Annotated in this window: 17 protein-coding genes and 1 pseudogene; 7 read left to right on the top strand and 11 right to left on the bottom strand. The window is 50.1% G+C overall.

Features of this window, described 5'->3' with window-relative positions:
• Positions 1–166 precede the first annotated feature (166 nt).
• Entirely contained in the window at positions 167–2,560 is a 2,394-nt protein-coding gene (locus GK091_RS16355; RefSeq protein WP_164040323.1) for a glycoside hydrolase family 3 N-terminal domain-containing protein, read from the top strand.
• A gap of 112 nt (positions 2,561–2,672) precedes the next feature.
• Here GK091_RS16355 and GK091_RS16360 read toward each other — a convergent pair whose 3' ends face one another.
• Positions 2,673–2,975 carry a LytTR family DNA-binding domain-containing protein gene (locus GK091_RS16360; RefSeq protein ID WP_164040324.1) on the bottom strand — a complete coding sequence of 101 codons (303 nt, stop codon included), beginning with the start codon at positions 2,973–2,975 and terminating at the stop codon, positions 2,673–2,675.
• Between the two features lie 971 nt (positions 2,976–3,946).
• Here GK091_RS16360 and GK091_RS16365 point away from each other — a divergent pair.
• Entirely contained in the window at positions 3,947–4,192 is a 246-nt protein-coding gene (locus GK091_RS16365; protein ID WP_164040326.1) for a hypothetical protein, read from the top strand.
• Between the two features lie 2,410 nt (positions 4,193–6,602).
• Here GK091_RS16365 and GK091_RS16370 read toward each other — a convergent pair.
• Positions 6,603–7,742, bottom strand: coding sequence for a TlpA disulfide reductase family protein (locus tag GK091_RS16370; protein WP_164040328.1), 1,140 nt, complete (start codon positions 7,740–7,742; stop codon positions 6,603–6,605).
• A 210-nt stretch (positions 7,743–7,952) separates the two neighbouring features.
• Here GK091_RS16370 and GK091_RS16375 point away from each other — a divergent pair, with 210 nt between their 5' ends.
• Positions 7,953–8,705 (top strand): hypothetical protein, encoded by a 753-nt coding sequence (locus tag GK091_RS16375; RefSeq protein ID WP_164040330.1) that lies wholly within the window; start codon positions 7,953–7,955, stop codon positions 8,703–8,705.
• Between the two features lie 58 nt (positions 8,706–8,763).
• Here GK091_RS16375 and GK091_RS16380 read toward each other — a convergent pair whose 3' ends face one another.
• Together GK091_RS16380 and GK091_RS16385 are read right to left on the bottom strand one after the other, a co-directional pair.
• A complete protein-coding gene (locus tag GK091_RS16380; RefSeq protein ID WP_164040333.1) occupies positions 8,764–9,555 on the bottom strand; it encodes a M90 family metallopeptidase in 792 nt (263 codons plus the stop codon).
• Between the two features lie 50 nt (positions 9,556–9,605).
• Positions 9,606–10,976 (bottom strand): DUF4403 family protein, encoded by a 1,371-nt coding sequence (locus tag GK091_RS16385; protein WP_164040335.1) that lies wholly within the window; start codon positions 10,974–10,976, stop codon positions 9,606–9,608.
• Between the two features lie 179 nt (positions 10,977–11,155).
• On the opposite strand from GK091_RS16385, the gene GK091_RS16390 reads away from it, so the two are divergent.
• Entirely contained in the window at positions 11,156–11,392 is a 237-nt protein-coding gene (locus GK091_RS16390; protein WP_164040338.1) for a DUF3820 family protein, read from the top strand.
• A gap of 137 nt (positions 11,393–11,529) precedes the next feature.
• On the opposite strand, the gene GK091_RS16395 is transcribed toward GK091_RS16390, so the two are convergent.
• Both GK091_RS16395 and GK091_RS16400 read right to left on the bottom strand, forming a co-directional pair.
• On the bottom strand, positions 11,530–12,078 hold the full coding sequence (locus GK091_RS16395; RefSeq protein ID WP_164040341.1) for a DinB family protein: 549 nt from the start codon (positions 12,076–12,078) through the stop codon (positions 11,530–11,532).
• 79 nt (positions 12,079–12,157) lie between these two features.
• A complete protein-coding gene (locus GK091_RS16400; RefSeq protein ID WP_164040345.1) occupies positions 12,158–14,029 on the bottom strand; it encodes a CocE/NonD family hydrolase in 1,872 nt (623 codons plus the stop codon).
• A gap of 269 nt (positions 14,030–14,298) precedes the next feature.
• On the opposite strand from GK091_RS16400, the gene GK091_RS16405 reads away from it, so the two are divergent.
• Positions 14,299–14,961: a Rossmann-fold NAD(P)-binding domain-containing protein gene (locus GK091_RS16405; protein ID WP_164040346.1), complete on the top strand. Its 663-nt coding sequence runs from the start codon at positions 14,299–14,301 to the stop codon at positions 14,959–14,961.
• A 71-nt stretch (positions 14,962–15,032) separates the two neighbouring features.
• Here the strand turns inward: GK091_RS16405 and GK091_RS16410 are convergent, their stop codons facing one another.
• The 4 genes and pseudogenes from GK091_RS16410 to fucP form a co-directional block, all read right to left on the bottom strand.
• Positions 15,033–15,806, bottom strand: coding sequence for an SDR family oxidoreductase (locus tag GK091_RS16410; RefSeq protein WP_164040347.1), 774 nt, complete (start codon positions 15,804–15,806; stop codon positions 15,033–15,035).
• A 71-nt stretch (positions 15,807–15,877) separates the two neighbouring features.
• A pseudogene (locus GK091_RS29595) lies at positions 15,878–16,999 on the bottom strand (DUF4861 family protein).
• A 1-nt stretch (position 17,000) separates the two neighbouring features.
• A complete protein-coding gene (kduI, locus tag GK091_RS16425; protein WP_164040349.1) occupies positions 17,001–17,885 on the bottom strand; it encodes a 5-dehydro-4-deoxy-D-glucuronate isomerase in 885 nt (294 codons plus the stop codon).
• A 93-nt stretch (positions 17,886–17,978) separates the two neighbouring features.
• Positions 17,979–19,226: an L-fucose:H+ symporter permease gene (gene fucP / locus GK091_RS16430; RefSeq protein WP_164040352.1), complete on the bottom strand. Its 1,248-nt coding sequence runs from the start codon at positions 19,224–19,226 to the stop codon at positions 17,979–17,981.
• Positions 19,227–19,448: 222 nt separating this feature from the next.
• Between fucP and GK091_RS16435 the strand changes: the two genes are divergently transcribed.
• Entirely contained in the window at positions 19,449–21,536 is a 2,088-nt protein-coding gene (locus GK091_RS16435; RefSeq protein WP_212592965.1) for a beta-galactosidase, read from the top strand.
• Positions 21,537–21,620: 84 nt separating this feature from the next.
• Here GK091_RS16435 and GK091_RS16440 read toward each other — a convergent pair whose 3' ends face one another.
• Entirely contained in the window at positions 21,621–22,751 is a 1,131-nt protein-coding gene (locus GK091_RS16440; protein WP_164040354.1) for a slipin family protein, read from the bottom strand.
• A gap of 616 nt (positions 22,752–23,367) precedes the next feature.
• Between GK091_RS16440 and GK091_RS16445 the strand changes: the two genes are divergently transcribed.
• Entirely contained in the window at positions 23,368–24,408 is a 1,041-nt protein-coding gene (locus GK091_RS16445; RefSeq protein WP_164040356.1) for a helix-turn-helix transcriptional regulator, read from the top strand.
• Positions 24,409–24,507 lie beyond the last annotated feature (99 nt).

Consider the following 24,507-nt stretch of genomic DNA (forward strand, 5'->3'; position numbering starts at 1 on the left):
GGCCCGGACACGACACGGCGTCAGTAGCTACTTTACCAGAACGGCATGACGATAAGGGCTTATTAGTTTTTAAATTAATTTACTATATCCTTCTATCTTTCGACGATCTTCCATAAAATGCTGGTGTTGGGCATTGCCAGCCCCTGATTTATCCGTATCATTCGCGATGAATCGTCCTCAGTTTACCGCCATTGCGATGGCCGCCCTGGCCTCACTTTACCTGTCAGCCTACTCCCCTCCGGCTGATACGCCCCCGCTCTACAAGAACGCGTCGGCTCCCATCGAAAGCCGTATCCGCGATCTCCTCAAACGCATGACGAAGGAGGAGAAGGTAGGTCAGCTATCGACGCTGCTAGGCTGGGAGATGTACGAAAAGCAGGGTGATTCGGTCCAGGTGAGTGAGAAATTCAAAAAGGCGGTCAGCGAACAGCGGATCGGTATGCTGTGGGCAACGCTACGGGCTGATCCGTGGACGCAGAAAACGCTGAAAACCGGCCTGAATCCGACTCTGGCAGCCCGCGCGACCAACGCGCTCCAGAAGTACGTAATCGAAAACACACGTCTGGGTATTCCGCTGCTACTGGCCGAAGAATGTCCACACGGGCACATGGCAATTGGCACGACGGTTTTCCCGACCGCATTAGGCCAGGGCAGCACCTGGAACCCCGCTCTGATTCAGCAGATGGCGACGACGATTGCCAAAGAAACCCGATTACAGGGCGCACATGCGGGTTATGGCCCCGTGCTCGATCTGGCCCGGGAGCCCCGGTGGTCGCGTGTGGAGGAAACCTACGGCGAAGACCCGGTTCTAAATGGTCAGATGGGTATTGCCATGGTCAACGGATTTCAGGGTATGAATCTCAACAGTGGCGTCAACATCATCTCCACGCTGAAGCATTTTACGGCGTACGGCGTTCCCGAAGGTGGTCATAACGGGGGGAGTGTCAGCCCCGGCACGCGCGAGTTGTTTCAGGTCTATTTGCCGCCTTTTCGGGATGCGGTCAAAGCCGGAGCCTTGTCGGTCATGACGGCGTATAACTCCATCGATGGCATTCCCTGTTCGGCAAACCCGTTTTTATTGAAGACCGTATTGCGCGATCAGTGGAAGTTTACTGGGTATGTCGTTTCCGATCTGGGCAGTATTTCAGGGTTAAGGAGTAATCATCGGATTGCCAGTACCCCCGCCGACGCGGCTGAAGTAGCGATTGAATCTGGCCTGGATTCGGATCTGGGTGGGTATGGTTTCGGAAAAGCACTCCAGGAAGCGGTCGATAAAGGTGCCGTTACCACAGCAGTACTGGATACAGCGGTAAGCCGGATTTTACGGATGAAGTTTGCCATGGGATTATTCGAGTCACCTTATGTCAGTCCCGAAAAAGCGGGCGCTGGAACCCGAACAGCGAAGCACGTAGAACTGGCCAGGCAGGTTGCGCGCGAATCGGTCATACTTCTCAAGAACAGCGACAAACTACTTCCTCTCACAAAATACGTAAAAAACATCGCGGTCATCGGGCCCAATGCCGACAACGTGTACAACCAGTTGGGCGACTATACAGCTCCCCAGGCCGAGGGCGCAGTCGTGACCGTTTTACAGGGCATTCGCAATAAACTCGGTACCAACGCCCAGATCAACTACGTCAGCGGGTGCGCGATCCGCGATACAATGACCAATTCCATTGCCGAAGCCGTTGAAGCCGCCAAACGAGCGGAGGTAGCGGTCGTCGTGCTGGGCGGGTCCAGCGCGCGTGATTTCAAGACGGAATACCAAAGTACCGGCGCGGCCAAAGTCACGGCAACGTCGGTGAGCGATATGGAAAGTGGCGAGGGTTTCGACCGGGCCAGTCTGGATTTGATGGGCAGACAACTGGAACTGTTGCAGGCCGTTGTAAAAACCGGAACACCCGTGGTCCTTGTTTTAATCAAAGGTCGCCCGCTCAATCTGAACTGGGCCAATGCCAATGTACCTGCCATTATCGATGCCTGGTATCCCGGTCAGGAAGGTGGCAATGCGATTGCCGATGTGTTGTTCGGCGATTACAATCCGGCGGGTCGTCTGCCGATTTCAGTGCCTAAATCAGTCGGCCAGTTGCCTGTCTATTACAACTACAAAAACCCGGCCCGGCACGATTACGTCGAAATGGATGCCCGTCCCTTGTTTCCGTTCGGGTATGGTCTGAGCTATTCAACGTTCGAGTACGGCAGTTTGCAAATTCAGGTGGCCCCAACTCCTACTAATGTGCTTGTTACGGCAACGTTCACGCTGAAAAACACGAGCGGTCGCGACGGTGATGAAGTCGCTCAATTGTATGTCAGTGACAACGTAAGTTCCGTAGTCAGCCCGTCGAAGCAACTCAAAAAATTTGCCCGCGTACATCTTAAAGCGGGTGAGCAGAAAACGGTCACGTTTCAATTACGGGCCGACGATCTGATGCTGTTGAATCCCGCCATGCACTGGGTCGCAGAAAAGGGCGATTTCACCATCATGGTCGGAGCTTCATCCGATGACATTCGCCAGAAGCAGGTATTTTCGTTACCAGCTGACATTCAGGTACGTATGTAATACAATAGATGATCCGGGTCCGTTTCTTTACATGATGTATGCCGTATCTTGAAGATATGGCATACATCATGTAAAGAAACGAATCTCTCCCTCGCTGACAACCTCAATCGGCTCATTCCACGACCTCTGCATCAAGCTGTGCTTTGACGGTATCGACACGCCGACGGGCAATGTCTAATTCGTGGGTGCTGTCCCCAAAGTGAACAATAACTGTACTATGTTTCTTTTTCATCATTCGCCAATGCTTTACGCAGTCCGGATTCACGGCAGCATGTTTGTGGATACGAATGAAGTGGGTGTGTTGCTCCAGAACACGGGATAGGGTTAATGTGCTTAGTATCCGGCTTCCATCGTGGTAATTGATGTAGGTGTAATTTCCGTAGCCAGACAGATAAGCAACTACCTTTTTAAGCATCGTTCGTTTTAGCGTTAATCAACCTCACAGGTTGAGCACTTCTAAGACAAGGTGCCTGCTCGATAGTTTATTTTCACTAGTCAATTTGGAATTAGAATCTGTCTAACCTACCTGGCTTCATCCAATTTCATCGAAAAATAAACCTTCTCCGGCGCATGAAACGACATAGCTATCCAGGCGATCACACGACCGACTTAATCCTTAGCCACCAGTCTTGCCTGGCCGTTCCGTATTGAGGGGGAAACGGTACGGGGTAAGAACAGTACTACGCCTGTGCAATTCGACTCCGGACGAACGACAGCAGGCTGTTACTGCGAAACGTTAGCTATTAAACCCAGCGGCTCAACCTGCGCAACGCTAAATCTTCTGATTAAGGATGACATGATCAATGGACATCCCGGTGAGTCTAGCGTTGTTCAGCGTCGTGAGTGTGATATGATAAGAGTCGGGATTATCACAGAATCGATTCCAAACCTTCTGAACATCGTCATAACTGTAACCCGTCTGCTTAGCGATATGAACAAGTCTGCGAGCATCCCAGACCGAGTAAGGTAACAGAAATGCTTTTAGATATCTGCCAATGAATAAAAGCTGTCTCATACCGTAAGCGTTGATGCGGAAACAAACCTAGGTATTTATCCCTACGTATACCAGCAGTCTTACATTAAATAATTATTAAACTAACATCAGTTGTATAGATAGAAACCAGAAAAAATGGGTGAGAATTGTTCATTTCGCGATCGATTCAGTCACTCATTATCATAGCGTACAACAGCAGGCGTGGACGATGGCTGCTCAGTCAACGCCAGACGATATCGATCAACAACGGGAATGGAGAAAGCGCGTATAGCCAGGCAGGATCAACGTACCCGGAAGAAGTAGGCTAGTAGCCTTTTATCACTTAATTCACTCAAAAAAAACACCTGTTCTGGTTATTCGTTGTAGGGTTATCATACATACTTATCGTCGTTATGGAAACGCAAACCGCAGCCTATTTAAACAGTCCCAGTCCCGTTGTTCTTATCGTGTATCAGAACGATGAATATCGATATCTTGCCGTTTTCGTTAATCAAACACGTGAACAGGCAGAAGCTCTTTTCAAGGAAAAATACCCAGTGGGGGCCTCGGACAAGTATGAAATAAAAGAATACGAAGATGTTGAAAGTTACTCCATAACCGAAGACGGGAACCTGTTCGTGAATGGCAGTTACAAATAAAATAAGGCCGGTCGAGTTTCGACCGGCCTTATTCATAATCAATTCACGCTTGCCTGACCAACCTGCACATCTCCTTCCGCTCCCGACGAACGCCAGTCATTATTCGTCTGCCTATCTTTTATCCCGAACAACCAGTTGTTGGATTGACTGCCAACAAATTGATCGTTTGATCACGTTAAGCTTCTCAGGACTCTTTGTCTGTTGTTGACCGGCCTCACTACCAAGGCAGCAGCTTTACGATGCATCAGCGGTCAGGCTACCGATTTGCCCATACAGACCTTGTTGTGGTTAAACCAGTTATCAGGTTCGACGCGACGCTCATTTTCTAAACGCTTCTGTTCTAAAAACTAACGGCACGCATTCATCGAGTTGACAGGAGCGGCATTGGTCGCGATTGGGGCTGAGCAATTCCAGTTTTCTTCGTCGGGTCGTCGTTACTTATTTTCTTTTTCGGGTCTTATTAACACGCTTTCTTCGGCGCAACCTGATCATAAAAAATCTAAACACAAGTGTCAGCTGATCCATGCTCATCCTAGGCCTTTTTGCAGCTGTGCTCCCGGTGGGCAAAGCAATGATTCTGGAAATGTAGAAGAAGCCTACCCTTTGTAAAATCCTATTATGACTTTCAAAATCAACTGGCTCCTGCCTGGTCCCTGGACGTTAGTAACGTTGATCAGCGGCTACCTGTTTTATCTGGCATTGACGTGGCTGGTCTCACTCGTCTAAGGCCGTTCGATCAATTCATCAAAATTTGATTAGCTCATACTGAGCATCATGTCTACTTTTCAGTGTCACAACCTGATAGAAGCCATGACCGGATTTAACATACTTGTTGCATTGTCGGCCTTATGGATACTTGTTAGTATCGTCTATCTATATCGTCATACTTCGTTCTCCAAGAAGTGTCCTATTTGCGGAGAAATGCATCCCGAGCGAAAGCCCCGTTCCAAGCTGGTAAAAGTAGTGCTCTTCGCTTTTCCGGTCAAAGCTTACCACTGTCAGCGCTGTTCGACTAGCTTCATTTGCATCGGGTCAGCTGCCAGGTCAAGCACTGAAGGATCAAGTTTAGTATGATGTTGTTAAAGCTGTGACTAGTGCCAACTGCCACCGTACCCGCAGGCAAATTTCCTCTTTCACAGAAGATCGAGCGAGACGAAGCAGCCCGGCTTATACGCTGAACACAAAAAAGCCTAACCTCAAGGACGGGCCAGGCTTTGTAGATTTTCCTCTTTAGTGTTATGATAGTAAAAGTAAGTATTTTTACTCAATACACCTTAAGTAATCTTTATAATCGGTGATTAACAAGTTGCCAGCCTATAGATTCACAAAAAAGTTATACTTCATACGCATTGGTTTACATACTCGTAAACGTAAACAACCAATGTTGAGAACTAGGGCAGAAGCTAAAAACTATCTATTACTGATGAGCCACTCTAAAACCGAATGTGTTTTCGACCACAACGCATACATTTGTAGGATTTCAGAGGCAGAAAAAATAACACGTTTTTGAGTAAAAACGGTCTGGATGTACGGTCGCTGTCAAGACGGCTACCGCAGTGAGGACAGCCCGGCTTGTTGGTGAATCGTTGAAAAGACAAGGGCCCCGTAAGTATCCGCATCGGCAGGCTCACTAAATAGAGCAGGACGTTCGAATTAAGTACCATATTTTGTTTAATTAGGTGTATTTTGTTTGCTTAACAGTAACAATTATACAAAGTAATATCCCTTTATCTAAAGTTATATCTTTAGAGTTTTCCTTAATTTATTAGATGGTTATCTTAGTAAAAAAACCTAGGTAACTGGATACACAAATACGGTCTATAGCGTCAGAACACGGTTTATCAGACTGGGTATATCTACTTCATTTCGACTAAACTCAATAGGTCTAAGTAGGCGAACGATCAGCCAGCAAACGCCACTCTAGGCCGTATGTATAATATAGCTTAGGATGACTCCCGACTTAACCACATTCGGTCTCGCTCGGATCGGCTGCGTAGAGCCTGCTGTCTGCACAGCGTATGACCAAATCTGTATGGTCTACCTACCGTACAAAGTAACCGGATCTCAGGAAGACCCGGCTAATTGCTGGTAAATAGCGTGCTCAATGCCCTATACAACCTGGCGGGATGCGGCTTGACAGAAAGAAGCAGAAAGTAATAAGGATTCGAGTCAACAAAACCAACCCTTGTTTTCCAGTAATCGGTACGGGCAAGAACGAACGAAGTGGTTGACTTCTGGTTGTTGTAAAAACAAAAGCCCGGCATCAGCCAGGCTTTGTATATACCCACCATTCACTATTTGTGCTTTAGTACACGTCATCCTTAACACGCCTTTTCAGACAATGGATAAAGTGTTGAGCTAGTGGTACAAAAACACAGTAGTGCAAGTGTTCGTACTAATCAAATCCCGGTTAGGGTTGACCAGCCAATACTTCGGTCAATTTTTTACCAAGTGCTTCACCACGAACATTTTTGGCTACAATTTTACCATCGGGGCCAATCAGGAAATTCTGCGGTATTGCCCGGATGCCGTATTGTTTGGCAACGTCATTATCCCAGAATTTTAGATCCGACACCTGCGTCCAGGTCAGATTGTCTTTATGAATGGCCTTCAGCCAGGCTTCTTTCGCATTGGGACGATCTAGCGATACGCCGAGTACCGTAAAGTTTTTGCTTTTGAACTCGTTGTAGTTTTTTACTACGTTCGGATTTTCGGCCCGGCAGGGTCCGCACCAACTCGCCCAGAAGTCGACCAGCACGTACTTTCCTTTGAAATCGTGTAAGGCAACCGCTTTTCCGGACGTATCGGCCTGGGTGAAATCGGGTGCCATCTCCCCTACCGACGTCGCTTTGATCCGGTTCATGACAGCGGTATATTCCTGACCGGCTTTGCTGTTCTTGACGGTTTCATCGAGTCCGTCGAATACCGGCTTAACATCGCCATATTCCGGGGCATAACCACCGAACGATTTCAGCGCGTCGAGGCTCACCAGACTCTTGGGCATGGCTTTTACAAACTGCGCATACACCGCTTTCTGCTCGGCTTCAATGGCTTCGTAACGTTTGTCGATCGACTCCTCAAACTCTTTCTTGCTGCGCTGTTCGGGCGTAGCCGACCGGTACTCCTGCATCAATTTTTCCATTTTCTCGCGGGTCGTTTTCAGCGACGCTTCCAGCTTCTGGTTGTCTACGTTAAGCTGCGTTCCGCTCACCAGCGCATTTTTGAGCGAGTCCGGGCTGATAACCTTGATCGTACCGGGTTCAAGGTACAGGCTGATCGACGGAACCGACGTGTTCTTGTTCAGGCTTGCTCCGTTTTTGACAACCAGCAGATTACCTTTCATTGGGTTCTCGACCGAGCCCTTAAACTCGAACTTTCCGTTCTGGATCGTTGTCGAGTCGAGCTTTACCGTGCTTCCTGCCATGTAGCGCAGGTAAGCTTTGGCGGGAGAACCGGAGGTCCCTAATTGTCCTTGAATCGTGTAAGGTCCGCTTTGGGCCCACAGCAACGAAGGCAACAGGCTTAGTGTCAGAGAGGCTAATTTTTTCATAGCTAACAGTATTTTAACGAAATAAGCAATAAAAATGCGCATATCAGCGAAATGACGCTACTTTATCGTGTTCGGCGGCTCCACAAACGACACCATTCATCCTCAAATAGCGTCAATCATCAGCGCCCACGTTCGGTAGAGGAATTTACGCAGAACCATGCTACGTCGGTGGCTATCTTGTCGCCCACATTCACTACAAATCGTCTATGTATGAAACAACTCGTTCTACTAACTAGCCTGCTTTGTGGGGCTTTTCTGTCGGCACAGGCACAGATTGACACCATCAACACATCGACGCTAAAATTGAACATGGCAGCGTTCAAGGAAGGCAAACGCTCGTATGCGGTGTTTTTTGAAGACAGCACTGGCAAACGCCTGACATCCGCCGACATCTGGGATCGGACGATCCTACTCTCCACATCAGCCACCGGACAGAAAACCTACGAGTTCGACTGGCAATGGTTTCAGAAAGATTCGCTGATCGCTCAGGTGACGGCAACAGGCTTAGTACCCTCACTCGCTCCGTTAACCCACAATGCCACCTATGCGAAGCGCGGCACTCGAAACTTCGTCTTTTCGGGTAATACGGTCACCATTCCGGCTGCCAGCCGCCGAACAGCGAAGGACAGTAGTTTCAGCGTAGTGATGACTCCACCAGCCTTCGAATTTCCGATGGATCTAGAGATTCTGCCCTTGCTGCCGCTCAAAAAAGTAGGTCAGGCGTTTGCCGTTGCCTTTTACGAACCGGGCACACCCAAATCCAGCTACTACCGCCTGACGGTGACGGGCAAAGAAGCATTACCCGTTGGTGGAAATGCCAAGGTCAATTGCTGGCTGCTGAAGATCGATTACGGGCAGCAGGGTGCCTACGCTACCTTCTGGATTTCGGACCAGTCGAGAGAGGTGCTCAAAATGCGCGAGTACTTCCGGGGCCGGTATCGGTACAAGGTAAAGCTGTTTTAACTTCGCTTTACCTAAAAAATTTCAATGGCGTTGGGAGGACAACCCTGACGCTGTTTGCTTAGTGCGCAACGGCTTCACCGGGCATTATTGGATTTTGCCGAAAGATTTCTTCCAGCCGTAGGAATAGCTCCGGGTGCTTTTCCTGCAACAAATCAGGTCGCTTGAAGAAGTACTCGGACACGACAGCAAAGAACTCCGCTTCATTCGTAATGCCGTATGGATTGATATCCGAATGGTTGGCTTTGATGTCCTGAATACTCCGGTGAATGAGTTGTAACCAGGGTTTGACGTGCTCTTTTTCGAGCATGTATTCCGGTAAGCCATCGGTAGCCCCGTCGGCCTTGTCGAGCAGATGCACGAACTCGTGAATACCTGTATTGCCTTTGCTGGTTTCGTTGACAAACCCATCATGCAAAGCAGGTTTCGACAGCACCATCGTGCTTTGTAAGGCACCCCCCTCGCCCACCATTCCCAGAATATTCCGGTCTTCGCCGGTCGTTTGGTAATCGGCGTTGAATCGATCTTCGTAGAGCAGCACATCGGTCAATGGATACGACCAGTCATCGAATCCGAAAATAGGAATGATGGCGCTGCTAGCGACCAGTGCTTTATCCAGATCGTCGACGGTCGTACCGACACCTTCAATTTTGGTGTGGTGTAGAAACTGGTTGACCCGATTTTCAAATAACCGCTTTTTGTCGTCGCTCAGAGAACGGTAGTACGCGACATGATCCTGCAACAGTTGCGGATACGTGGCGGGTAAAGGCAACGCATCCACCGCTTTGCGCTGTACATATTGCCAGACCAGCCCGCCAATAACAAGGACTATTATACCAATCAGAATACCCATAGTTCACTACGTTATATCAGATAAAATGTAAGCAACTGACCGCTTACCGTTCATAGTTTTTGGATCTGCACGGCTACTTTAGATTTAACCGTAATCGGCACCTGGATGCCGTCGGGTCGAACTGCAATTTTCTGCGGTATAAACTGAAACGATTCGATTCCCAGATCCGTCGTTTTTCCCGGACCCTTCTCAAACGCGGTATTGATCAGCTGGGGTAGTTGCGCAATCTTATCACCCAACGGTATCGTCAGCATACTTTCGAGCGCTTTCCGCAACCCTCTGTGCACGATCGATCCCACTAATTTCGACAAAGCGTCATCCGTTACAGCATCGAAGTCCAACTCCTTGACGTGCAATGTATTCGTTTTCGTATCGAACTCAGGACGGCCCCGAAGGTACAATACGCCATCAATCAGCCCGCTAACCTCGGTTTTCACGATAACGGTACGCTGCCCGCCATAGACGGCCGCTTTATTAATGGTCAATATACCCAGTGCCAACTTTTTGGGTTCTTTTGCCAGCGTACTGGTCAGCGTGCGGTTAATGGTAGCATACGGAATAAAATTCATAACGTGTAACTCGGCCAGTTGTGACACGGTATCCCGCTTCTGCAAGGGCGGGAGTGGCACATCCGGCGATTTTGGCTGTTCAGCGGTCAACGCTGTTTTTGTTTCGAGAGCAATTCGTAAATGCGTGGTTATTTGCTTGTTATTACCTGTGATGGGACTGGCGGCCACACTGATCGGCTTCGGCAACAACCACAGCCCATATTCTTTGTTGAGCGATATGGGTTTTTGAATGGCTTGCCAGATTGGGCTTACGGTCTTGTCGAGCCGCAGATCGCCGTAAATCGCCGAGTCGATGGCTTGCTCAATGGATGATCGATGCTTGTCCAGCACATTCTGAGCCAGATCAGCCAGCGGAATTTCTCTGCCCAGTATCCGAATCTCAGGCTTCTTGATCCAGTTAAAACTAGTGAACTTGACTTTTGTGGAAAGTCGCCAGTCTGCTGTTACACTCAACGGACTCTGAAAATTCGTATTGAGGGAACAAAACGGTTTCTTCTGAGACTCGTCGCCCGAACTGAATGGCTGATTCAACCATAGTTGCAGTGGCGCCGAAAATTGAATCTGCTGGTTGACATACTGAATACGCACGGGTCCCGACCGTTCTACCCGAAACGAAAACAGTCCTCCTTTCGTCTCTTTCCCTACCAGAACGGGGTCAAGCTCCCGATTGATTTTGGCTTCCAGTTCGGGTAACTGAAAGGTTATCGATCCGGCCAGATACGAAATTTGTGGCGGAATTGCGGGATCAAAGCCGGTTGATTTCGGTGGCCCGGTATCCACGTTCTGGCATTGCGTCATAACCAGAAGCAGCGCCAGTGCAATCGGCAGCTGAATTCTTCGCGATGGTTTCATTAACGTATAGTGACAAGTCGCCCCATCCCCGGTGACTTTTAAAAAGCGGGGCATAGGAGGATTAGCTAGTATAACATCGCTTCGTTTTAGTTGTTTCCGGTCCATTGAATACTTCTATCACCGACAAATTCAGGCAATTGTCGTAACTTGATTTGTTATCCTGTTTACCCAGTTACCCAATGGCGGAAGAAATAGCACACGGCGATCCGAACATACTACGTGAACTCGTTCATTATCAAATGCCTTTCGGCAAGCACAAAGGTCAACTCCTTCGTCAATTGCCCATGCCCTATCTGGAGTGGTTTGCTCAAAAAGGATTTCCGCCGGGCAAACTCGGCATGTTGCTACAGACCATGCTCGAAATCAAGCTAAACGGACTTGAGTATTTGCTGAATGGGCTGAACAATCAACAATAAACCCCTGCCGACAGCCTTGGTCAACAGGGGTTTCGAAAGAGGAGTCACTGGACAGGATTACAAAAGAAAGTCACCGGATGACTCTGAGTCATCCGGTGACTTTCTTTTGTAATCCTGTCCAGTGCTGATTTTGCTCGTTAAAATAATTTTTCGTTGGGTGGCTTAACACCTTTCATGCGAATATAGATCGTTGTCTGACCCCGATGATGCGTCTGGTGCTCGAATGCTTTTGCCAGTACGGTCTCCCGTGTCATTTCGCGTGGCCCCATTTTCACGGTTTCGGCCAGTTGCGCATCACTCATTCCTTTGACGGCATCGATCATAAAATCGTAGCTATCCATAACGGCTTTCGTCAGCGCGGCCTTGGTTTTGAGATCTGCCATCTCTTCCATTTTCTTTCCCTGAAACGGATTGGTTTTCCCGCTGGCAGTAGCCCCAAAGTTGTAATTTGCGTTGGCCAGATGCAGCATCTGCTCGGCAAAACTGCGAATTTCGGGCGTCGGTTTGTAGCCCATGCCGTCTTCGGGCATCGCATCCAGATATTCCTTCGTGTATTCTTTGGCGCGCTGCCACTCAGCCGTTAACTGGGCTATCGTAGACAGCGGCTTCGCAGCCTGAACAGCCGAAAGGGTCATTAGCAAGCCCACAAAGGCCAGCACAAATCGGTAAGGTAGTTTAGTGGTCATACGTGATAAATTGATTAAATACAGGGTAAAAGCAGGTATATGTCAAGACGCAACACCTTGCGTCTTGACACAGAAACTATCATTTGCTGACCGGCAGGATGATTTTGCTGGCTGCGTTGGCGCTGTGGTGCACTTTTATCGTAGCCTTCTGAAAATCACTGTCTTTAGCGTGGTAAATATCGACGAACGTCTGCGGATTACGGTCAACCAGCGGGAACCAGGAACTCTGCACCTGCACCATGACGCGGTGGCCTTTTTTGAACGTATGCGCCACATCGGGCAAGGTGTACTTGACCTCACTGACCTGACCGGGTACGAAGGCTTCCGGCTTCTCGAAGCTCTTGCGGAAACGCCCCCGGAACACCTCACCCCGAACCAGCATCTGGTAGCCGTTCATAATGTATGCGTCATTCGGTTTGTACTGAAAATCGTCGGGAAACACGTCGATTAGTTTGACGATAAAATCCGCATCGGTCCCGCTCATGCTCACCATCAAATCGGCGACGAGCGGCCCCGACAGCGTCAGATCATCGGTCAGCACGTCTGTTTTGAAGACCAGTACGTCAGGCCGATTGGCGGCAAATCGCTGGTCATCGGTCATGTACTCCCGCGTGCGGTTCGCTTTGATACCATCCGTATACGGAACCGGTTTGGCCGGATCGCTCACGTATTCCGTAAACGTCTCTTTTCCGCCGGCCGATGGCCGGGTGAAGCTTAGTCCACCTTTGGGTTGCAGATACATAGCCTGTTCGGTTACGCTGGCCGGTGGCCATTTGTCGAACTGATGCCATTTATTTTCGCCCGTAAAAAAGATGTTCGCTTCTTTAAGTTTATCAATACTGCCTTTGCCCTTCAGGTAAAAGTTAAAGAACGGAACCTCGACATTTTCCGCGTAATACGTGCTGGTTGGACTCCCAAACTGCACATTTCCCAGCGACGATCCATCACTGCCGCGGCCCGCCCACTGCCCATGAAACCACGGTCCCATAATGATTTTGTTGTTATTTTTTGCTTTGCCTTCAATGGCTGCGTAGGTCGCCCAGGCACCGAAACAATCCTCCGCGTCGAACAGACCACCCACAACCAGCGTCGCAATGTTGGGCGAAATGGAGCCTACGAAATTCCGGACGTTACGGGCCTTCCACCAGGCATCCAGATTGGGATGTTCCATCATCTCATTCCAGAATCGCACACTGTCGCCCGCAAACCGGGTCAGGTTTGGCAGCGCACCACTGCGCAGAAAGTACTCGTAGCTGTCTTTGGTCGAAACCGGAAACCCCTTGGGCCCAACGGTTGTTGGTTTAGGCCGGGGAAAGCCGAACCCGCGACGGAGGTAGAAATTGAAGCCATCCATTTCCATGAACGCACCATTGTGGTGAAAATCGTCGCCCATGAACCAGTCCGTAACGGGTGCCTGCGGGCTAACGGCTTTCAGCGCCGGGTGGTTACTCAATGCGGCCATGGTCGAATAGAAGCCCGGATAGGAAATGCCAAATACCCCTACTTTTTCGTTGTTATTTGGCAGGTTTTTGACGAGCCAGTCGATGGCATCGTACGTATCGCTGGCTTCATCGAAATCGTTCGCTTTCTTATCGGTTTTGTAGGGACGCACATCTTCGAAGACACCCTCGCTCATCCAGCGGCCTCGCACGTCCTGCACGACCATGATGTAGCCTTCTTTTAGGTACTCTTTATAGTGGTTGCCGTAGAAAGGCCGGTACGCGTTTTCGCCATAGGGAGCGCAGGAATACGGTGTCCGGGATAACAGAATCGGGTGCTTTTCGGCATTATCCTTCGGCATGTAGATGGATGTGAACAACTTTGTTCCGTCCCGCATTGGAATGTACTGCTCCTTCTTGATATAATTCGCTCGAAACCAGGTTGAATCCGGATTCTGGGCATAGGAGCACATGGGTATGAGCAGCAGCAACAGGCAATAAAGGCGATTCATGATTGTATTCTGGCTTTATTAGAAGATTCTTGAACAAGTATAGGCACAAACGATGAACTTATTCGCCAAAAAGTCGAATTACCCATAGAGGCTGGCATCTACTCAGATAAAAGGTAACTGGGTCCAGCACTATAGAAATGTACAGAACAAATGAGAAAGTATGCATACAATTGCCCGAATTTGCGGTTTAGTAGGCAAACCCGTCCGTTTATCCAATTCCGGTAACGAACGAACCTGACCGCTCCATCGGAGCTACTTATCAATTACGTATGAAAATCAGAGCAATTATAACGGGCGCTACCGGCATGGTAGGCGAAGGCGTCCTGCACGAATGTCTGCTGAGTCCGGATGTTGAACAGGTACTGGTTATTAACCGAAAACCCGGTGGCGTATCGCACCCGAAACTGCGCGAAATCGTTCACACGAACGTTTTCGACCTGACACCAATTGCCAGTCAGTTGACGGGCTATAATGCCTGCTTCTTCTGTCTCGGGGTTTCATCGGTTGGCATGGACGAAGCAGAATACCGCCGACTGACCTATGACCTCACGCTTCGGGTAGCCGAACTCCTGGCGCAACTAAATCCAGACATGACATTTGGCTATGTATCGGGAAGCGGTACGGACAGTAGCGAGCAGGGGCGTATTGGCTGGGCGCGGGTGAAAGGCGCGACCGAAAATGCGCTGATGCAGTTACCGTTCAAAAAAGCCTATATGTTCCGTCCGGGTTTTATGAAGCCTACCCCCGGCCTGAGAAACGTGAAAAGCTATTACAAATTTATCGCCTGGCTGTACCCAATTGGCCGAGCACTCTATCCGGCTGGCTTTTCTACCTTGCAGGAGCTGGCCTTAGCCATGATTAAGTCGGTAACGCTGGGTTACGAAAAGCCCATTCTGGAAGTGAACGATATTGTTGCGTTAGCTAAACGATAGGCACGACTCCATTGGATACGGTGTACGTTTGCCGATAACCCGGACTGCCGGTCCGGGAGTCCGGGTTATGTTTAGCGGCCCATCCAGCCACCATCGACGGTAAGAATGGTGCCGTGAACATAGCGGGCCGCATCGGACGCCAGGAAAACGATGGGTCCTTTGAAATCGTCGGGTTCACCCCAGCGGGCCGCCGGAATGCGGTCGAGAATGGATTTACTCCGCGCCGGATCAGCACGGAGGGCTTCGGTATTATCGGTTGCTATATAGCCGGGCGCAATGGCGTTGACGTTGACCCCTTTCGACGCCCACTCGTTGGCGAATGCCTTGACCATACTACCGATCGCTCCTTTGCTGGCCGCATAACCCGGCACATTGACACCACCCTGAAACGTCAGCAGCGACGCCGTAAAAACCACGTTACCACGCCCCCGCTCGACCATATCCTTGCCAATCTCGCGGGTGAGAATAAACTGAGCCGTCTGGTTGATCGCAATCACCTCGTCCCAATACTCGTCGGGGTGTTCGGCGACTGGTTTGCGTAAGATCGTCCCGGCATTGTTGACCAGAATATCGACGACTGGATGGTCATTCTTCACCTGTTTGATAAAGGCGTAGAGGGATTCCCGATTACCAAAATCAGCCTGATAGGCGTAGAATTTACGGCCAAGTTGCTCCACCGCTTGTGAAACAGCACTCCCGTCCCGTTCGAGATTCGCCGAAACACCAATAATGTCGGCCCCGGCTTCGGCTAGTGCTTCCGCCATAGCTTTGCCAATACCCCGTTTGCAGCCAGTAACAAGTGCCAGTTTTCCGGCCAGCGAAAATGTATTGAGTACGGTAGTCATAGGTTTATGGATAGTAGTAAAAGATCGTCTACAGAATGCCTAGCCGAAATCGCGAACGATAACTTGTGGACTTACTTTCCTACCGTCACGACAGGTTTGTTTTTCAGTTGAGCCTCATACTGACGCAGGTAAGAAAACCAGGCGTCGCTGGACGTAATCTGTCCGGCTTTGTCCCAGGCACCGCCCGAATAATAGGTAATGGCGCTACCCGATTTAACGCCGAGCTTAGCCAGTCCGTGCTGGTAGTTGCGCATCATCGGAACGGGAGTCGTTTCAACGACACACCCAACGCCAATCGTGCCATCGTCGCCATGTTTCGGCTCCCAGTAACCGAGGATACCTGTTTTTTCGTCCAGCAACAGGGGACTCTCCTCGGGACGGAGCGTGATGCCAACCACCATCGGCAACACCGGTGGCCCTGTATGAACCACGTCGACACGTATTTTGCTCAGCTGCGAACCCGCATCCAGCGAGATCGTTTTGGTTTGGGTAACGGTGATGCCGTTGAACGTATACGGATCGTATTTCACCCGAAACGTTGACCGCAACGGACCGTTGTCCAGAATTTCCCACGACTTATAGTTGTGAATATACTGGATCGAATCGTTCAGAAAAACACCGATATCGCCCGCGCCGAGCGTAAGCCCAACGTGGTAATAGTCCAGTCCTTCACCGTGGTCTTTGTGGTAATCGTTCTGCTTATACCACTTGTCAAGAATCAGGGCACTGGTCCGTTTGGCTCAGATGTCGGACCCATAGGCATTGTCGGAGCGACCGTTGAGTGCCGCGCCGTAGATCCGAAACGCTACTTTATCATTTTCCCAGGCAAAATCGTCGTAGCGTTCGGGCACGTAGCGACAGTAGGTTTTCGGTTCTACGCGCCCGGGCTTGCCCCGATACAGGGCAAGCTGAATGGTTTGTTTAGGTCCAACCGACACCTGCACCAGTAGATTCTGGACACTTTTTTCGCCCCGGCGCTCAAACTGATAAGCGACCTCTTTCCCGGATGCCGTGATCTGGAGTTGGGCCGTGTCTACCTGCGGATATGCTTTTTTTACAGTTGTCCAGGGAATCTCGATTACCGTCTGAGTCAGCGATGAACTACCCGGATTAGTAATTTTCAGCATAGCGTTCTGACCGATTATGTTTCCGGACAGGCTAATCAGAACGCTCAAAACAAACGAAAATCTCATTTTATTTTAAATCAGTAATCGCGCAGAAATCCATGTCGCTGTAGTCGAGATTTTCGCCAGCCATGCCCCAGATGAACGTATAGTTCGACGTGCCGGCCCCGGCGTGAATCGACCAGTTCGGTGAGATAACAGCCTGCTCATTCTGCATCCAGATGTGGCGGGTTTCCTGGGGCTGACCCATAAAATGACAGACGGCCTGGTTGTCGGGCACCTCAAAATAAAAGTAGACTTCCATACGTCGATCATGCGTATGGGCGGGCATCGTATTCCAAACGCTACCCGTTTTCAGCTCGGTCATGCCCATCTGCAACTGACAGGTTGGCAATACACTGTTGACAAGCAACTTATTGATTACACGATGGTTGGCAGTTTCCATGCTTCCCAACTCCACAACCTCCGCATCGGTCCGCGACACTTTGCGGGTGGGATAATTTCTGGTAGCGGGTGTCGAATTCAGGTAAAACTTGGCGGGCGTAGCGGCCTCATGCGATATGAACTGGACATCTCGGGTTCCCTGACCGATGTATAACGCTTCCTTATAGTCCAGATCGATGCGTTCTCCATCGACCACAACCTGGCCCGACCGCCCCACGTTGATGATACCGAGTTCGCGCCGTTCCAGAAAATAGGCCGCTTTTAGCTGGTCGGGAGTCGTTAGCGTTACGGGGCCCTCTATCGGCATGATACCACCCGTCAGATACCGATCGAAGAAGGACAGCACCCACTGGAACTGATCGGCGACGAACAACTTCCCGATGAGGAAATTCTGCCGAAGCTGGTCGGTATTCATCCCTTTTACTTCATTGGGCGATGTGGCATACCGGCTCTCAAAAACCAGTTCCTGCCCACCCTGATTGCCTGTGCGTGTTGTCAGTTCAGTTTGCATATAGGGGTTGATTGTGCGCTACGATCAGCGTTGTTTCGTTGGGCGCAAAAAGTAGGTATCAAAATGGCTACCAGCAACTTGTCAGCAATTTTATCACTTCACCTTGTAGAACTTCGCGCCGAACAGGAAAATGACCGCGTAACAGATGATGGGCAGGTAATAGGCATTGGCAACATCTTTCTCCGCGGCAAGGCCCATCAAAAATGGGAAAATAGCTCCACCAACAACGCCCATTGAAATAAACGAAGACGCCTGCTGCGTATGGGCACCGAGATTTTTCAGTCCTAAGCTGAAAATGGTGGGGAACATGATGCTGAAAAAGAAATTGAGCATCAGTAACGCGATGAAGGAAGGCCAGCCAAAGCTCTGCGTAATGATCAGACACATCACCACGTTGCAGGCGGCAAAAATTGCCAGTAAGGAATGGGGCGCAATAACCCGCATCAGGAACGTACCCACGAACCGTCCGGCCAGCATCAGGGCCATGAACAGGATCATGTAGCGACCCGCCAGTTCATCTGTGAAACCCATTTTCTCGTGACCGTAATTGATAAAAAATGCCCAGGTTCCACCCTGCGCGGCCACATTGAAAAACTGAGCGATTACGGCCCATATGAAGTGCTTGTGCGCGAACAACGATTTGCCCGGTTCAACGTCAACATTGGCAGCCTCGGGATCAGCTACGGCTGCATGTGGGTCCGTCAGAGCCGGTACTTTTACGAATGAAAACAGGATGGCGATGGTCGCAATAACACTACCAATAACGATATACAGCGTCTTAACGGACGTCAGATCCGTACTTCCTTCGGTGTTGTTTCGCAGCAGAAAATAGGAGCCGATCGCCGGTCCGATGATGGCACCCAAAGCATTGAACGCCTGCGCAAAATTAATGCGCTGGTCACTGGTCCGTTGGTCGCCAAGGGACGCCACAAAGGGGTGCGCTACCGTTTCGAGCGTTGAAATGCCACAGCCCAGGATGAAGAGAGCAATGCCGAAATAGGTAAACGAAGCCGCGGCTGCCGCCGGAACAAACAGGAACGAACCCGCAGCAAACAGCGAAAGACCCAACAACACCCCGTTTTTATAACCGAACCGTTTCATGAACAGTCCGGCGGGGATACCCATCACAAAATAAGCGCCAAAAATAGCAAACTGAACGAAGGCCGATTGTGTCTTGGTGAGGCTCAGCACATGCTGAAAGTGCTTGTTCAACACATCGCCCATCGTAATGGCGATCCCCCAGAACATGAACAGTGACGTAACGAAGATTAAGGTGATCAGGTATTTACTGTCGGTAAATGTGGCTGGCTTCGTTTGGCCAGATACGGGTGTTGCCTGCATTGGTTTGTTAGGTTTATAGCTACTTCAGCAGTGGGTTCCTTGATGCAGTATCACCCGACTACTTACACTAAATAGTGAATCCGGTTGATAAATACTCTACTGCACTACAGACTTTCCTGAATTTTTCGGTTGGCTTTGGTCCCATTCGCTCGTGTTTTGACGACGTTGCGATAGTCAGTACCTTGCACAAGCTGCAATTTACACGTTCCTTATCCCAACCTAATGCACAAACTGGATTATTTGCTCCTATCGGCCTTTTTGCTGATTGCAGGCACGGTCATGGCCCAGTCATCGGCCCAGAAAAAACTACTGTTCGGGGTGGCCTATTACGATGAATACATGCCCTACGAACGGCTGGAGAAAGACGTAGCGATGATGAACGAGTCGGGCATCAACGTGGTCCGTATTGCTGAATCGACCTGGAGTACCGTTGAACCTCAGGATGGTGTATTCGATTTTTCGCACATCGACCGGGTATTGAATGCGATGCACAAGGGCGGCATTCAGGTCATTATTGGAACGCCCACGTACGCCGTACCGACCTGGCTGGTTCGTAAATACCCGGATGTTTTGGCCATTACGCCCACTGGGCCGAACCGGTACGGGCCTCGCCAGAACATGGACATTTCGAACAAAAATTTTCGTATCCATGCCGAACGGGTCATCCGAAAAATCATGGAACACGTCAAAGACCATCCCGCCATTATTGGTTATCAGGTCGATAACGAAACGAAGGCGTATAACACCGCCGGGCCAGCCGTTCAGCAGCTTTTTGTCGAGTATATGAAAACGAAATTTTCGTCGCTGGACAAACTCAATAAAGCGTTCGGGCTCGATTACTGGAGCAATCGGATCAATAGCTGGGACGATTTTCCGTCGGCGGTTGGTACGGTGAACGCGAGTCTAAGTTCGGAATTCGCCCGTTTTCAGCGCCAACTCGTGACCGATTACTTGGCCTGGCAGGCGAAAATTGTTAACGAATACAAAAAGCCCGGCCAGTTCGTAACGCAGAATTTCGACCTCGACTGGCGTGGTTATTCCTATGGTCTTCAGACGGAGGTCGATCATTTTGCCGCTGCCAAAGCTATGGATATTGCCGGTATCGACATCTACCATCCGACCCAGGGCCAACTCACCGGAGCCGAAATTTCGCTCGGTGGCGATGTAGCCCGGTCAATGAAAGGGGGAAAAAATTACCTTGTCATCGAGACCGAAGCACAGGGGTTTCCGCAGTGGGTGCCTTACCCCGGTCAGTTGCGGCTACAGGCGTTCAGCCATCTGGCGTCGGGGGCCAATATGCTTGAATACTGGCACTGGCATTCGATTCATAACTCGGCGGAAACCTACTGGAAAGGGCTGTTGAGCCACGATTTCGAACCGAATCCGACCTATACTGAAGCGCAGACCATCGGACGTGATTTCGCCCGGCTAAGCAATAAGCTGGTCAATCTCAAAAAGACCAATCAGGTCGCTATCCTGGCCAGCAGTGAAGCGCAAACGGCTTTCAATGCGTTCAGTTTCGGTTGGGGGGCTAAAGAAAAGTGGAACGACATTGCCCGTCCTATCTACGACGCCCTGTATCGAATGAACGTCAGCGTTGATTTTGCTGATCCATCGACGTCAAACCTGGAAGCGTATAAAGTGTTGATTGTACCCGCCCTCTATGCCGCATCCGATTCGCTGCTGGAACGCTTGAATCGCTTCGTGAAAAATGGCGGCCATGTGTACTATACGTTCAAAAGCGGCTTTTCGGATGAGTACGTAAAAGTCCGGACAACTCGTCAGCCGGGCATCATTCAGGAAGCGTGCGGTATGACCTACAGCCAATTTACGATTCCCGACCAGGTTACGCTCAAAGGGGATCCGTTCAAGGTTGGCGCGGCTGATAACATCGTAAAAACGTGGATGGAATTAGTAACACCAACTACAGCGAAGGTACTTGCCTATTACGAGCATCCGGTTTGGGGAACGTACGCAGCCATAACGCAGAACGACTTCGGAAAGGGTACGGCAACATACGTCGGTTGCCTGACCAGCAACGCCGTTACGGAAAAAGTGCTTGAAAATGTGATCAGGAAAGCGGGTATATGGGGTGCTGACCAGGCTACCCGGTTCCCGCTCATTACCAAATCCGGCGTCAATCAGCAGGGCAACATGATTCATTACTATTTCAACTACTCGGCTACACCCGGCACCATAACTTATCCGTACAAGACTGGTAAAGAACTCCTGTCGAATGAGACTGTTCAATCAAATAAGTCCGTCACGCTCGAACCCTGGGGCATGGCGATTATCGAAGAAAGCCGATAGTTTTTTACTTGTAGAGACTGGTCCGCCAGTGTATCTGTGCCAGCAAACCCGTTCTGGCGCGGGTCTGTCGGCACAGATGCACCGTTAGGTAGTCTGACCTCTCCCACGAACGAACAGCTGTTTCAGCTGATCGACCATGGACCCGTCGTTCGAGACGGAAATCGAACTGATCTTATCCGCGATTTTTTCGACGTATTCCATCTCCTTCAATTTCCAGAGCATCTCGTTATCTTCCATCAACTTCGCCGTGTTCAGCAGACTGCGGGTCGACGCGGTTTCCTCCCGACGCATGATGGTGTTGGCCTGCGCTTTCTTTTCGGCCATAAGTACCTGGTTCATGATATCGCGCATATCACCCGGCAGAATGATGTCCCGAACGCCACCGTTGCGCAGCTCGACACCCAGTTCAGCGGCTTTATCGGCGGTGGTCTTTATCACGAACGGGGCCAGTTCTCCTTTCTTCTCCAGAAGCTCGTCGAGTGTCAGGCTGCCAACATAGTCGCGCAAGGCCAGCTGAATCGACACGTACAACTGCTTGTCGTACTCCTTATTATCGACCAGCGCTTTGATCACATCCTGCACATGATACTGCACGTAAAAGCTCAGGCGCAGCGACGCTTTGTCTTTCGTCAGAATTTCCTGTCCGGAGACTTCCATCTGCTGCTGGCGCGTATCGACTTTCAGCACCTGAACGGGCGTGTTGTTTTTCCACCAGTGATACGTACCAGCGGTCAGGACCCGGTCGAATTTCCAGTCGATGAACAGGATACCTTTCTCGTGGGACTCGACGGTAAAGGTGCGCACATAGGCCGATAACGGCTGAGGCATCAGCGATACCAGATTGATGGTAGCCGGAATGTCGAGCTGGCTTAGATCAGCCTTGATGTAGTCGTACTGTTTAACACCTTTCCAGTACGCCCAGCGACCTTTAGGCAGGACCGTCTGAAAAAGTCCCATCGATCCGGCTACCCGGTCGTACTGGAGCGCAATTTCATTTTCCTTCACCTCAACCACATCAAGTTCAGCGGCTACAGCCGGGTATTCCAGCAACAGAGCCAGATCGCAGGGCGGATTCTTTAACAGCTCACCCCGATTGTAGACATAAACAGTTTCATTCGACCAAAGCCAATGGTTACCTGCCGATAGCTTCTTTTGAAAGCCACCCTGTTTAAATACCAACCCAATTTGCTGGGCCTGGATGCGTACCGTTTTCATGATCGTATTTTTTATAGGGTAATTCATAAACCAGTTCGAAATCATCCAGTTAGCCAGGGCGGAAGCCGGTTAGCTCCTGCTTTGGTACACTCGTTCAACGAACAATCCGGACCGGGTGATCGATCGAATTGACGCACACGCGCTTATCCATCCGATCAACCCGTCAGAATACAGTCCCGAACGGTTGCACGCCCGGCAAACGCGACACCTGCCTGCTGGCTCCAACTAACTCGTTATGCCTCTGGTAAGCCAGCGACACAACCGGACAACTTCGAACCGATTCAGCGCACTTGAGTAGCCTTTTTAGAAGTGGCCGTCTTCATCCAACCAACGGATCAACCGGTTAGGGTTGATAGCGGGATTCGAACCCGCATTTGTCAACAGAGCCCGTCATAACCAACAGCATATCGACATCAGCCAGTGGCCGCGATACTATGGGGCAATACTAATACCCACATCAGGTTTGGTTATCGGTACATCTGTCGTAACGGCGAACCATCGCATCGGCGAACCGTCGCAACGGCGAACCGTCCTGACAAAGGTTAAGGGCTACTGCGCAGTGTTTTTGCGCAGTTCAGAAAATTTTTCCTATTTTCCAGAAAAAGCTGAAAGTCAGATGCCCTCTAACCGAAACGCTCTCGTTCGCTACAAAACGCTGGATGCGTGTCTGCGCAATCGTCAGCGAAAGTGGACGCTCAACGACCTGATCGAAACCGTCTCCGATGCCCTGTATGAATACGAAGGCGTCACCAAGGGCATCAGCCGACGCACGGTTCAGGCCGATCTTCAGATGATGCGGAGCGACAAGCTGGGCTATTTTGCGCCCATCGTCGTGATCGACAAAAAATACTACACCTACGACGATCCCACCTATAGCATTACCAACATTCCCCTGACGGATGGTGATTTGTCGCGAATGAATGAGGCCGTTACCATTTTAAAGCAATTCAAAGGCTTCTCACATTTTACGGCACTCAATGAAGTCGTGCAGAAACTGGAAGATCACGTGTATTCGACGGCGCAAAAATCAGCGTCGGTGATTGACTTCGAAAAGAACGAGCAACTGAAGGGACTGCATTATCTGGACGAACTGTACCAGGCCGTCATTCAAAAGCGGGCCCTGCGGGTTCAGTATCAATCCTTTTTGGCGCGGCTTCCGCAAACGTTCACCTTTCATGTCTGGTGGTTGAAAGAGTTTAAGAACCGCTGGTTTGCCGTGGGTGCGCGCGACAAAAAAAGATACATTATGAATCTGGCGCTGGATCGGATGCTATCGATAACGCTGGCCCCTGATGTCGACTATATACCCAACCGGACGATTGATCCTGATGCTTACTACCGCAACGTGATAGGCGTATCGGTCAGCGAAACTGTACGTCCTGTTCAAGTCAGGTTATTCGTTAGTCACTTGCACGCGCCCTACGTGGAGACGAAGCCCTTTCATCACTCGCAGCAGGTGCTGGAGCGAGCAGCAGAAGGCATTGTCATACAACTGGATGTACAACATAATTTAGAGTTGGAACGAGAAATTCTGGGGTTTGCCGAGGGTATTCAAGTCCTCGAACCCGAACGACTTCGCCGGGTTATCCAAAAACGATTAGAGGCTGGTTTGACTGCCTATCGGGATGCAAACCCCGGCTTACCGGTAGTGGAATGAGTAAAATTAAACCATAATATTCTGATTATAAGCACTTTTAGGTTAGTTTAGAAAAAGCAGCCTACTAGTAGGAAACTTTTCTAATGGTAGTATAGTTAA

The organism is Spirosoma agri (assembly GCF_010747415.1).
Lineage (GTDB): Bacteria > Bacteroidota > Bacteroidia > Cytophagales > Spirosomataceae > Spirosoma > Spirosoma agri.

Bases quoted from the DNA above. Each gene is read 5' to 3' on its own strand.
- GK091_RS16355 (WP_164040323.1), top strand. From the start codon at position 167: ATGAATCGTCCTCAGTTTACCGCCATTGCGATGGCCGCCCTGGCCTCA.
- GK091_RS16360 (WP_164040324.1), bottom strand. From the start codon at position 2,975: ATGCTTAAAAAGGTAGTTGCTTATCTGTCTGGCTACGGAAATTACACC.
- GK091_RS16365 (WP_164040326.1), top strand. From the start codon at position 3,947: ATGGAAACGCAAACCGCAGCCTATTTAAACAGTCCCAGTCCCGTTGTT.
- GK091_RS16370 (WP_164040328.1), bottom strand. From the start codon at position 7,742: ATGAAAAAATTAGCCTCTCTGACACTAAGCCTGTTGCCTTCGTTGCTG.
- GK091_RS16375 (WP_164040330.1), top strand. From the start codon at position 7,953: ATGAAACAACTCGTTCTACTAACTAGCCTGCTTTGTGGGGCTTTTCTG.
- GK091_RS16380 (WP_164040333.1), bottom strand. From the start codon at position 9,555: ATGGGTATTCTGATTGGTATAATAGTCCTTGTTATTGGCGGGCTGGTC.
- GK091_RS16385 (WP_164040335.1), bottom strand. From the start codon at position 10,976: ATGAAACCATCGCGAAGAATTCAGCTGCCGATTGCACTGGCGCTGCTT.
- GK091_RS16390 (WP_164040338.1), top strand. From the start codon at position 11,156: ATGGCGGAAGAAATAGCACACGGCGATCCGAACATACTACGTGAACTC.
- GK091_RS16395 (WP_164040341.1), bottom strand. From the start codon at position 12,078: ATGACCACTAAACTACCTTACCGATTTGTGCTGGCCTTTGTGGGCTTG.
- GK091_RS16400 (WP_164040345.1), bottom strand. From the start codon at position 14,029: ATGAATCGCCTTTATTGCCTGTTGCTGCTGCTCATACCCATGTGCTCC.
- GK091_RS16405 (WP_164040346.1), top strand. From the start codon at position 14,299: ATGAAAATCAGAGCAATTATAACGGGCGCTACCGGCATGGTAGGCGAA.
- GK091_RS16410 (WP_164040347.1), bottom strand. From the start codon at position 15,806: ATGACTACCGTACTCAATACATTTTCGCTGGCCGGAAAACTGGCACTT.
- kduI (WP_164040349.1), bottom strand. From the start codon at position 17,885: ATGCAAACTGAACTGACAACACGCACAGGCAATCAGGGTGGGCAGGAA.
- fucP (WP_164040352.1), bottom strand. From the start codon at position 19,226: ATGCAGGCAACACCCGTATCTGGCCAAACGAAGCCAGCCACATTTACC.
- GK091_RS16435 (WP_212592965.1), top strand. From the start codon at position 19,449: ATGCACAAACTGGATTATTTGCTCCTATCGGCCTTTTTGCTGATTGCA.
- GK091_RS16440 (WP_164040354.1), bottom strand. From the start codon at position 22,751: ATGAAAACGGTACGCATCCAGGCCCAGCAAATTGGGTTGGTATTTAAA.
- GK091_RS16445 (WP_164040356.1), top strand. From the start codon at position 23,368: ATGCCCTCTAACCGAAACGCTCTCGTTCGCTACAAAACGCTGGATGCG.